The organism is Pseudomonas sp. FW305-25, assembly GCF_017351415.1.
GTDB classification, from domain to species: domain Bacteria; phylum Pseudomonadota; class Gammaproteobacteria; order Pseudomonadales; family Pseudomonadaceae; genus Aquipseudomonas; species Aquipseudomonas chlororaphis.
The window spans coordinates 46,610-57,556 of sequence record NZ_JACNDE010000028.1; the positions used below are offsets into that span (position 1 = coordinate 46,610).

The following is a 10,947-nucleotide window of genomic DNA, read 5'->3' on the forward strand; positions in this document are numbered from 1 at the left end:
ATTCTCCTGCATGGGCGGATTCAGGCGAACTCACGGGCCCTACCGGCGCCTTGGCCAGATACCCAGATTGAGTTGAAGTTCTCGAGCATCATCTGCTGGCAGGCGACGACCTGGTCACCGCCTATAGGGGTAAAGACAGCGTCGATGTTCGGATACAGGAAAAATGGCAGTGACACCCTACCGTCGTCTGCACGATGCATTACCTGGTGAGGTGTGCTGGTGAACAGGCCATTGCTCCACTTCATCAGCATGTCCCCCAAGTTGACCACCACCTCGTTGCCCCGAGGCGGTACGTCAATCCAGCGTCCCCGAGAAAAAGCGCTGAGGGCGCAGGCGTCATTGGCATCTTGAAACAGCAGAGTAAACATGCCGTTGTCGGTGTGTTTGCCTGCGCCACTGCATTGAGGTGGGTAATACAACGCCCGTTGAATCAGGACTGGATCGGAAAAAAAAGGCTCGAAAAACAGTCTGTCCAGTCCTAACGAAAGTGCCAGGCCGCGCAGCAGCGGGGGTAGTACTCTGGTCATAACTTCATTCTGCAGGGCGAGCATCGCCTTGGCGAAACCTGGAGCTTGTGCCTCGTTGGGTAGCAAGTTCGGGCCAGTGAAGGGCCTATCACAGGCTGGTGCTTCCCTGCCCATGTCGAAGTGCTGCTTATGGTCCGGGCCGGTCGGGGCATGCAAGGTTTCCCCGAAGGTATGCACATATCCTCGGCAGGTATTGGGATTGACGAGTTGGCGATCTTGGGAAAACAGATTCTTCGTCCTAAGCGGCAGCGCAAAGAACCGCCGCGCCGCGATTAATGCGTCATCTATGAATGACGGATTAATTCCGTGGTCGGTTAGATAGAAGAATCCATCATTAATACAACAATTACGCAGTCGGAAGATTTCGCTCTGAGTTTGGAGTGAGTCAAGTTTTTCAAGTGAAATACTATTCAGGGCGTCCATGCTCGACTCCTGTTTATTTGGTGACTTCAAACGCCAAGTAGTTAGCGTGAACATTATCCAGGTAAGGAGCGTTCATTAAAGATGGCAGAGGAGTGAGGTGTTTGGAACTTACCAGGTTTGTCAGTAACTCTTCGAAGTGTTCTGTTTCATAAAACGTGCAGCGTGTGCTGAACAGAAGGAGCCCGTTTGTAGAAGTGATTCGGATAAGTTCGTGGATGGCCTCAACGGGTAAGTGCCCCTCGATAAACGCCCCACAGCACAAGGTTGCGTCATAACTATTTTCAGCGATAAGAACATTAGTATCAGTGAGGTCCACACCGCCGTAGAGCGCTTTATAAGCTTGGGTTTGACGCGCCAGATCAGTCATAGCAGGTGAAAGATCGCAGCCATCTATAGCTTGGAAGCCGCGCTGTGCCAGCTGCTTTCCCACGAGCCCAGTTCCGCAACAGGCATCCATGATACGCAAGGGGGGGCGTAGTTCTGCAGTTGTAAAATTTGTTTTTTTAATTAAAGATTCGAAAAGATCACTGAGTATGCTGGGTCCGCAATAGTTTTCTTCGGACACATCGTTGTCATAATCGGCTGCCCATGTTTCGTAATAATTTTTCAGGAGAGAGTAATCGCGATTGAAGTTTAGCGCCCGGTTAACCGACGTAGTCGGGAGGAAGTTTGAGCTTTTTATCGCGTGGTTTCCGCTGGCCATTCTGTATTCTCCGGAAAATTGTTTTTCAGGTTGAATTAGTCATGGTGACTGCGCTGGTTGTCCATTTTTGTTCGCAGGCTGCTGTGCTGTAAAGGTCGAATAGATGACTTCTTCTTCAATTTGCCCTGCATGGTTAACCGGATGTTATGCATGCCTATTTGTTTACCGGTCCGTCTGGCGGATATCTTTGGTGCAATACTCTCTTATGACAGTGCGATCGCCGGGCGCTTGTAGTCGGTACTGTTAGCCACTTAACTATTGGGGCTGATTGTGGAGCAGCTGACTCAACGCTTGTGTTGCTGCCAGCGGCCCCAGACCGATGAGCAATGACATCAGATTTTAATGGATCGGACGCCAGCTGCGAGTCTCGTTTCCGCTCCAGTTATGTATGGCCCCATGGGGCACTGGCACGCACGCTATAGCAGCATCGACGACTCTTGACTGACCCCATGACGCAGCACCTGGGCGAGCATCGCGAACCCATCATGTAGTGCCTGATCACCGCCAGAGGCGTTACTGACGCTCGCGCGGACGAATTGTGGAACTGTGCCTTTACCGATGCTGAAGGCATCTGCGATCGAGATCAGGTGATTGCGCTGGCGTAGTGAATGCTCGATTTCCGATGCGCGCCAGGGAGCCGGTACCTCGATCCAGAAGTGAGGGCTGTATTGATGGGTTCGGTAGGTCAGTCCTTGCAGTAGTTTTTCGACCGCCTGCTTACGGCGCTCCATTTCCGCTATCTGCTGATGCAACAGTGAGCGTGCAGTGCCATCTTCAATCCAGAGGCAGGCGATCTCATGGGGCAGTGGCGAGGCCATCCAGCAGCTGTTGCGAATCGCTGCGGCGTGGCGCCCTACCAATGCCTGCGGTACATGGACATATCCAGCCCGAAGCCCCGCGGCTACTCCTTTGCTCAAGCTGCTGATGATGATCCCGCGCTCAGGTGCGTACATGCTGATTGGTATTGGCCTGTCCTGCATCAGCACGCCATGGGTTTCGTCCTCGATGATCAGCACATTGTGTTCGCGGCATATCTGCGCAATTTCTTTACGGCGTTCGGGGCTGAGAATCGCTGTCGTCGGATTCTGTATCGTCGGCGTGCAGTACAAGGCGGAGACTCGATTGATGCTGCAAATCTCAGCAAGCGATGCAGGGATCAACCCTTCCTCATCCATTTCTATACCCAGGACCTTGATACCCAGAAATCGAGCGACGCTGATGAGGCCTGGATAGGTGAGGTGTTCTGTGACCAGCGTGTCTCCAGCACGCAGCATTGCAATGAGGACGGTCAGCAGGCCGTGCTGGCTGCCATTAACGCAGAGGATCTGCTCGGCCGATGACCTGAAGTTGCCATGCGCCAGCCATTGGGCGCCCGCTTGCCGGTGGCGCTGAATACCCGTATCTGGCGTGTAGAGCATCAATTCCTGCAGCCGCTCCACATCTCCTGACAACTGCGCCATTGTGCGCGCCAGCAGCGTGGCTTCCATTCCGGGGATGTGCATGTTGCGACTCATATCGTGGCATTCATCCGGCGCCTCGATGAAATTGCGGAAGCCGACATCGCGAGGACGTTCCTGCTCGCATGCACGAACAAAGGTGCCATCGCCCACCCGCGCCATGACCAGCCCCATGCGCTCCAATTCTGAATAGGCTCGACTGACTGTTCCGGCAGTAACGCCAATCTTGTCGGCAAGGATGCGATGTGGCGGAAGTTTGAGGCCTTGTCCGATAGCGCCGTTGTTGATGGCTTGCTCTATGCCCTGAGCAAGCCGCATGTACTTAGGCCCAGGGCCATCTCGTAGGGCATTTTTGAAAATTGAATCGGTGTCAATAACGGGTTTGACAGACATATTTTCCTCAAATTAACCTGATATCGAGTCAATGTATTGAGTTGATAAGAATATTCTTGTGAATAAATCAGATCAATCTTAAATAACTTACCTTAAGAGCCAAATAAAAACATGTCAATTAGCGTGGGAGTGCAGGATCAACCTGCAGCAGGGAGATGGATGGCGGGCTTGGTCACCACATTGCTCTTTCTTGTGGTTTGTCTCATTTGGGGGACCACATGGCTTGGCATCAAGATAGCGGTGGAGAGCGTGCCACCACTGACATCTGCAGGTTTGCGTTTTTTGATCGCCTTTCCGCTGTTCCTCGGGTTTGCGTGGGTACGGCGCGAATCGATATTTTTCCCCCGCAAGAACTTCGGGTTTTTCATCTTCGTTACCCTGTGTTACTTCAGCTTGCCGTATTACCTGCTGAATTACGGCGAGCAGTATGTTGCTTCCGGGCTGACGGCACTTTTGTTCAGCAGCATGCCGGTCTTCATCCTGATCTTTTCGTCCATCTTCTTGAGAGAAAAGATATTTTTTTCGCAAGTTGTCGGCATAGCCATTGGCTTCGGCAGCTTGTTCATGATTATCAAGACACAGGGGCTGCATCTCGATTACTCGGAGCTTTTCGGAGTGATCGCTATCCTGATCGCGGCGGTGATGCACGCTCTTTGCTATGTCATTACCAAGCAGAGAGGTGCCGAGATAGGGGTCATTACATTCAATACTCTACCGATCGGCATTGCCGGGCTGGGGCTGTTCATGACTGGCTTGGTGCTGGAACATCCCGATCTTGCCAGCGTGACGCAGCGCTCCTGGCTGGCATTGACCTATCTCGGTCTGCTGGCTTCCGTGGGCGGCTTCATTGTCTACTTCTTCCTGCTCAAACGCTTGAGCCCAGTAATTCTGTCGTTCGTATTCATCATCTTTCCAGTATTCGCCGTCCTTATCGGCGCCTGGTACGAAGGCACGCCCATCTCTCGACAGTTGATCCTCTATTCGCTGTTGCTGCTGGCAGGCTTTGCCATCACCAAATTGCCGGTAGAACGGCTTCGCGGATGGCGCAGATAACCAATCTCTGGCCCGCAGCCCTCCGATCGAAATCAGCCGCTTGCAGATAGAAGCTCCTCCTCCCGCGTACCTGTTATCCGCTACGAGCACACCGCTGGTCATCGCAAGGCCGGCCGGCCAATCCAGTAACTAGACTCATCGGGATACCCAGGCGCTGCGCGCACTGCAGCTGTCGCTACCGACAATCGGATTCTCCAGGGCGGAGCAGGTGTGCGGCGAACCTGTCGCGCGCCTGGAAAGCCTGTCCCGGCATTCCGCGGCGCCCCTGCTGCAGCCACCTACAATCCGCCCACTATGGCGCCAATAGCCCGTACCAGAGCCCTCCGGTCTCCAAGCCGCGGGGCTCTTGCGCGTGCTCGCGCGCCGGGCCGTTGCCGGGGGCATGCCGGTTGTCCGAGGCGAACCGGCCAATGGCTGCGCGCAGCTGTTCGGCATGATCTAAGCTCCACAAAGGCTGGCCTTTCGAGCAGAGGTTTCAATGCAAAGCACACCTGAAAACAGTCTGAAAAATGCGTTGAAGGTCTGTAGAGACAGCTTTGTTTTCGTCGGCTTTTTCAGTTTCTTCATCAATGCGCTGATGCTGGTCCCGACCTTCTACATGCTTCAGGTGTATGGACGGGTGATGACCAGCGGCAGCCTGACCACCCTGGCCATGTTGACGCTGATCATGACCCTGCTGGTGATCACCCTCGGCTCCCTGGAATGGGTTCGTTCGCGCATCATGGTCCGGGTCAGTACCCGGCTGGATGTGCTGCTCAGTCGCCAGGTCTACAAGGCCAGTTTCAAACGGGCCCTGGACAGCGGCGGCATGGATGCCTCGGCCCAGTCGCTCAACGACCTGACGGGCTTGCGCCAGTTTCTATCCAGCAGCGGTCTGTTCGCCTTTTTCGACGCGCCCTGGCTGCCGATCTATATCGCCGTGATGTTCCTGTTCCACCCCTGGTTCGGCTGGGTCGCGACGGGCAGCGCGCTGCTGTTGATAGTGCTCGCCTTCGTCAACGAGAAGCTCACGGGGCCGGTACTGGCCCAGGCCAACAGGGAGCATATCGGCGCGACCCTCCATACCACCAAGAACCTGCGCAACGCCGAAGTCATCGAGTCCATGGGCATGCTGGAAACCCTGATGGATCGCTGGGGGCGCCGGCAAAAAAACGTTCTGCTGCTGCAATCCCTGGCGAGCGACCGGGGCGGCATGGTCACCACGCTTTCGCGAACTTTCCGCCTGCTGGTGCAATCGCTGGTGCTGGGCCTGGGGGCCTACCTGGCGGTGGACCATCAGGTGGGGGCCGGCCTGGTGTTCGCCGGGGCCGTGCTGCTGGGGCGGGCACTGGCGCCCATCGACCTGATGATCGGCAGCTGGAAGGGCTTTATCGCGGCCCGTTCGCAGTACAACCGCCTGAACGACATCCTCGGCAAGCAACAGGCGCAACCCGAGCGTCTGTCCTTGCCGGCGCCCGAGGGCCAGGTGCAGGTCGAGAATCTGTTTGTCGCGGCGCCTGGCTCGCACACCCCGATCCTCAAGAACATCAGCTTCAGCGTACCGGCCGGTTGCGTAGTGGGCATCATCGGCCCGAGCGCCTCAGGCAAATCGACCCTGGCCAGGGCGCTGATCGGCGTCTGGTCGCCGCAGAATGGGGTGGTCCGGCTGGATGGCGCGGACATCAGCGCCTGGGACAAGCATGAGCTTGGCCCGTATATCGGTTACCTGCCCCAGGACATCGAATTGTTCGAGGGCAGCATCGCCGAGAACATCGCCCGCTTCGCCGAGATCGATTCGGCGAAGGTCATCCAGGCCGCCAGGACCGCTGGCGTCCACGAAATGATCCTGCTGTTGCCCGATGGCTACGACACCGTCATCGGCAGCGAGGGCTTCATGCTCTCGGCAGGGCAGCGCCAGCGCATCGGGCTGGCCCGCGCGCTGTACGGCAATCCGCGGCTGATCATTCTCGACGAACCCAATTCCAATCTCGACGAGGTCGGCGATCGCGCCCTGGCGGCCGCCATCGGGCAGATCAAGCACACCGGCGCGACCCTGTTCGTGATTACCCACCGCACCAACATCGTGTCGCAACTCGACCGGCTGCTGGTGATGAAAGCCGGGGTTGTCGGCCTCTACGGGCCGCGCGAGGAAGTGCTGGCCGAACTCAGCGGGCAGCAACCGCCGGTACCCAAACATGCCGGGCCAGTACCGGTGGTGACCAACGTGGCATCGATCGATGCCCGCAAGGACGATGGCGGTGAATCCTATGCCTAGTCGTCAAATCGAAAGCTTTTCCGACCTGCCGGTGTCCGATCGCAAGGCCCACCGCCTGGGCATGGGCATTGTCGGCGTGACCTTCGGCCTGTTCGGCACCTGGGCGGCACTCGCGCCCCTGGACGGTGCCGCCTACGCGCCGGGGGTGGTCACCGTGCAGACTTACCGCAAGACGGTCCAGCACCTGGAAGGCGGCATCGTCAAATCGGTGCTGGCCCATGATGGCGACATCGTCAAACGTGATGATCCGCTGATCATCCTCGACGATGCCCAGCTGCGCTCCGAGTACGAGGCGACCCAAAGCCTGCTGAGCGCGGCCAGGGCCATGGAGTCGAGGCTGATTGCCGAGCGTGATGGGTTGCCGGCGATCGATTTCGGGCCGGTGATCGATCCCGCCAATGTGCGGGGAGAGGAAGCGCGCCAGGGCGAGACCCAGGTATTCAACGCACGGCGGGGCTCGCGGCTGGGCCAGATATCGGTGCTGCGCGAGCGCATCGGCCAATTGCACCAGCAGATCAAGGGCCTGGAGTCGATGATCGCGGTCAAGGTGCAACTCGAGAAATCCTACAGCGGTGAAATCGGCGAATTGTCCGAGCTGCTCAAGCAGGGGTTCGTCGACAAGCAACGCCTGCTCGAGCAGGACCGTAAGCTGGGGATGCTCAGGTCGGAGGTGGCCGATCACCGTTCCACCATCGACAGGACGCGCCTGCAGATCAACGAAACCCAGCTGCAGATCCTCCAGGTCGACAAGGATTTCGATTCCGACGTGGCCAAGCAGCTGGCCGAGGTGCAGACCAAGATCTACGACCTGCAAGAGAAAACCTCGGCCCTGGAAGACCGCCTCAGCCGTATCGTCATCCGCGCCCCCGACGCGGGCATGGTGATTGGCATGACGGTGCACACCATTGGCGGTGTCGTGCGTTCGGCGACTCCCTTGCTGGACATCGTGCCCTCGGTGTCGGAACTGGTCATCGAGGCCCAGGTGGCGCCGGTGGACATCGACCGTGTCGCCATCGGCAAGCGTGCCGATATCCGTTTCGGCGCGTTCAAGAGCTCGACCACGCCGGTGATCGAAGGCGAGGTCAGCAGTGTCTCGGCCGACCGGCTGACCAACGAAAAGACCGGGGCTGGCTATTATCTGGCGCGGGTCCGGGTCACCGAGCACGGCGTGCGTACCTTGGGGGAGCGCAAGTTGTTGCCGGGGATGCCGGCGGACGTGTTGATCGTCACTGGGCAGCGCACGCTGTTGCAGTACCTGATGCAGCCGGCCCGGGATGTGATGTCTCAATCAATGATCGAGGAGTGATCCGTGGGAGCGTCGTCAATTCTGCTAGGGAGTGCATTCATGCTTGCAGCGGGGGCCGCCTTGGCGCAAACCGCTGCAGGAACATCAACCGGGGTCAATGCCTCGACCTATTCCACCGACCTCATGCAGCTGTACCGCGAGGCGCGGCTGGAAGATCCACAGGTCCTGGCCTCTTTTGCGCAAGCGCAGGCCGGCAAGGAACATCAACGCGAGGCGCTGGGGTCGCTGTTGCCGCAACTGTCGCTGAATGCCGGGGCGAACCGGATCCACCAGGAAAACGACCTGATACAGCAGCGCAGCTTCGATAGCGAAAGCTACAGCCTGGTGCTGCGCCAGTACCTCTACAACAAGGCCGCGTGGGAGAACTACCAGAAGTTCAAGAGCCTGGCCAAGCAGTCCGAGTCCGAAGCGCTGGACGCCCAGGCCGAGGCCGCGGTGGAGCTGGCGCGGCGTTATTTCACCGCGCTGGCGGCCGAGGATGAGCTGGAGCTGGTGAGGGCCGAGCGCCGGACCACGCAAAAGAGCCTGGACCGGGTCAACGCGTTGTACGAAAAGCAACTGGCGATGATTACCGACCAGCTCGACCTCAAGGCCCGGGTGGACCTGCTCGCGGCCCAGGAACTGGATGCCCGCAACCAGGCCCGCATCAGTCGCGAGGCGCTGGCGGAGCTCGTCGGCCGGCCGGTCAAGGAGAAGCTCAACCGGATTCGCGATGGCGCGCAACTGCGGGTTTCGGCGCAGAGCCTGGAGTCCTGGGTGCGCGATGGCATGGAGCTGAACCCGACGCTCAAGGCCAGCGAAAGCGGCGCCGAAGCCGCTAACGCGGCGTTGCGCAGTGGCAAGGGCGGGCACTATCCGACGGTGAGCCTGAACCTCAGCGCGCAACAGACCAACGAGGGCTACAACAATACCCTGGCGCCCCGCACCGACAGTTATGTCGCCGGTATCGGCGTTCAGGTGCCGCTGTACAGCGGCGGCTCGACCTCGGCGCGGGTCCGTGGGCTCTACCAGGACCAACTGGTCGCCGAGCAGCAGCTGGAAGCGATCCGGCGCCGGGTGGTCAAGGAGATCACCAGCGCCTACCTGACGGCCAATTCGAACGGCGAAAAGATCGACGCCAGTCGTTCGGCCCTGGCCTCGGCACAGCTGTCCAGGGTGGCGGCGGAGAAGGGGCTGAGCTACGGCATGGTCAACGCCGTCGATGTACTGACCAGCGTGCGCAACGAGTTCCGCGCCCGGCGCGACCTGCTCAAGACGCAATACGAGTTCCTCAGCAACGTCTTCACCCTCAATCGCTGGGCGGGAAAACCACCGGTCGAAAGTGTCGAGAATGTGAATGCCTGGCTGAGTCCCGGTAGCGCCGGCCAGGCCATGGGCGTTGGCATCGAGGACCAGGAGTAAGGCACCGGGGCATTTCTGCCCCGGCTGAAGAATCGCTTGCGCAGAGGACCGGCGTTGAACCGGTGATTTAATGGCGCTGCCGGTCCCGTCGATAAATTGACGCTCTCATTACCTACTGACTTATCTGCGCGCCATTCGTCTGTTACTTGACGAGCCTGGTTGGATCCGACTTTGCCCGCCGCTCGCTCGTGGCGAGCCTAAGAGCTTGATTTGCGGGGGATAGGGCGCCCCAGAGCAACCTCGGCCCAGCGACCCGCACCAGGCTTGGGTCGAAGACCGACGGATGGGTTGGCAGGCAGCGCAGTGGGCTGGCCTAGACTCAGTTGAGGGCTCGCGGATGCCCTGCGACACGTGCAAACTATTGATAGTTATTCTTATTTATGCCGTTTCGATAGCTTTGCCCGGCTGTGGGAAACCTCCGCAATTTCTGCCTGTACCCCGGGTCGCCAAGACCCGGGCGGGCACGTTTCAGAGCCTTTCGGCGCTCGCATCCGTCCTTCAAGAGCGAGTGGCCGATCAAGGAAGGCCAACGCGTATGAAGGTCATCGTTTTTCAAGGGGAGGCAGGAAGATCATGCCAGACCATACAAAAACGATACGCGTGATGCTGATCGATTGCCGCCCCCTCGTGCTTATGGGGCTCCATGATTTGATCAATGCGAGGAGGCCCCGGATGGAGGTGAGTGGCCAGGCCACCACCTACACCAATGCGCTGGACCTTGCCGATCAGCTGCGTCCCAATGTGATCTTTTTCAGTTTCTTTCCGGATGCGCTGAACCCCCTGGAGGTCGTCGCAGGGCTGACCCGCAGCCCGGAAATGAAATTGCTGGTGCTAAAGGGCCTGTACGAATCCGTTCCGGTTGCCCAGGCGATCGAGGCGGGCGCGCGCGGCATCGTGCTGGCGGAAGACCCGACGGAATCGATCGTCCGGGCCATCATCAAGGTCCACCATCACGACGCTGGACTGGACCGCGCCTGGTCCGGCGGGCTTTCCGGCTATGCCGCGACCCGGCATATACCCGTGCGATGCAACCTGGAGCAGGCGAAGCAGGCGCGGCTGACGCTGCGCGAGCGGGAGCTGATTCGCGCCATCGTTGGCGACCCGTCCGCTAAATACATGAGCATCGCCGAGCGCCTGGGCATCAGTGAGCACACCGTGCACAACCACCTCAGCAACATTTATCAGAAGCTCAACCTGATCAACCGCATCGACTTGCTGATGTATGCGCTCAAGCACGGGCTCACCGACAACGAAGAACCGCCTGACTCCACGTGGGTGGAACTGAAATGAGCTGATCAAGACAAGGCAGCCCTGTGGCTGTCCTTGTCGCTGTCCAGGCTGCCCGGATCGAGGGTGATGCCGTTCTCGTCGTTTCCTGCCCCATGAATGCGCAGGCATGTCGCCGTGCTCTGTGAGCCTTGGGCTGCCTG

The 10,947-nt window shown here is 58.7% G+C and carries 8 protein-coding genes; 5 read left to right on the plus strand and 3 right to left on the minus strand.

Annotated elements, in window-relative coordinates:
• Nucleotides 1-20: 20 nt before the first annotated feature.
• The 3 genes from J4E58_RS22810 to J4E58_RS22820 all read right to left on the minus strand — a co-directional run bounded on the left by J4E58_RS22810 (nucleotide 21) and on the right by J4E58_RS22820 (nucleotide 3,503).
• Nucleotides 21-950, minus strand: a complete 930-nt coding sequence (locus tag J4E58_RS22810) for an isopenicillin N synthase family oxygenase (RefSeq protein WP_158247362.1) — start codon at nucleotides 948-950, stop codon at nucleotides 21-23.
• Between the two features lie 13 nt (nucleotides 951-963).
• Nucleotides 964-1,653, minus strand: coding sequence for a class I SAM-dependent methyltransferase (locus J4E58_RS22815; protein ID WP_087092162.1), 690 nt, complete (start codon nucleotides 1,651-1,653; stop codon nucleotides 964-966).
• Between the two features lie 416 nt (nucleotides 1,654-2,069).
• Nucleotides 2,070-3,503: a PLP-dependent aminotransferase family protein gene (locus tag J4E58_RS22820; protein ID WP_087092161.1), complete on the minus strand. Its 1,434-nt coding sequence runs from the start codon at nucleotides 3,501-3,503 to the stop codon at nucleotides 2,070-2,072.
• A 159-nt stretch (nucleotides 3,504-3,662) separates the two neighbouring features.
• Between J4E58_RS22820 and J4E58_RS22825 the strand changes: the two genes are divergently transcribed.
• The 5 genes from J4E58_RS22825 to J4E58_RS22845 all read left to right on the plus strand — a co-directional run bounded on the left by J4E58_RS22825 (nucleotide 3,663) and on the right by J4E58_RS22845 (nucleotide 10,807).
• Nucleotides 3,663-4,556, plus strand: coding sequence for a DMT family transporter (locus J4E58_RS22825; RefSeq protein ID WP_087092160.1), 894 nt, complete (start codon nucleotides 3,663-3,665; stop codon nucleotides 4,554-4,556).
• Nucleotides 4,557-5,034: 478 nt separating this feature from the next.
• Complete coding sequence (locus J4E58_RS22830) at nucleotides 5,035-6,810, plus strand: type I secretion system permease/ATPase (protein ID WP_087092159.1); 1,776 nt, start codon at nucleotides 5,035-5,037, stop codon at nucleotides 6,808-6,810.
• Nucleotides 6,803-8,116: an HlyD family type I secretion periplasmic adaptor subunit gene (locus J4E58_RS22835; protein ID WP_087092158.1), complete on the plus strand. Its 1,314-nt coding sequence runs from the start codon at nucleotides 6,803-6,805 to the stop codon at nucleotides 8,114-8,116. Before J4E58_RS22830 ends, J4E58_RS22835 begins: the two co-directional genes overlap by 8 nt.
• 3 nt (nucleotides 8,117-8,119) lie before the next feature.
• A complete protein-coding gene (locus J4E58_RS22840; RefSeq protein ID WP_172963036.1) occupies nucleotides 8,120-9,517 on the plus strand; it encodes a TolC family outer membrane protein in 1,398 nt (465 codons plus the stop codon).
• A 573-nt stretch (nucleotides 9,518-10,090) separates the two neighbouring features.
• On the plus strand, nucleotides 10,091-10,807 hold the full coding sequence (locus tag J4E58_RS22845) for a LuxR C-terminal-related transcriptional regulator (protein ID WP_087092156.1): 717 nt from the start codon (nucleotides 10,091-10,093) through the stop codon (nucleotides 10,805-10,807).
• The last annotated feature ends 140 nt before the right edge of the window (nucleotides 10,808-10,947 follow it).

Bases quoted from the DNA above. Each gene is read 5' to 3' on its own strand.
- J4E58_RS22845 (WP_087092156.1), top strand. From the start codon at position 10,091: ATGCCAGACCATACAAAAACGATACGCGTGATGCTGATCGATTGCCGC.
- J4E58_RS22825 (WP_087092160.1), top strand. From the start codon at position 3,663: ATGGCGGGCTTGGTCACCACATTGCTCTTTCTTGTGGTTTGTCTCATT.
- J4E58_RS22835 (WP_087092158.1), top strand. From the start codon at position 6,803: ATGCCTAGTCGTCAAATCGAAAGCTTTTCCGACCTGCCGGTGTCCGAT.
- J4E58_RS22830 (WP_087092159.1), top strand. From the start codon at position 5,035: ATGCAAAGCACACCTGAAAACAGTCTGAAAAATGCGTTGAAGGTCTGT.
- J4E58_RS22820 (WP_087092161.1), bottom strand. From the start codon at position 3,503: ATGTCTGTCAAACCCGTTATTGACACCGATTCAATTTTCAAAAATGCC.
- J4E58_RS22815 (WP_087092162.1), bottom strand. From the start codon at position 1,653: ATGGCCAGCGGAAACCACGCGATAAAAAGCTCAAACTTCCTCCCGACT.
- J4E58_RS22810 (WP_158247362.1), bottom strand. From the start codon at position 950: ATGGACGCCCTGAATAGTATTTCACTTGAAAAACTTGACTCACTCCAA.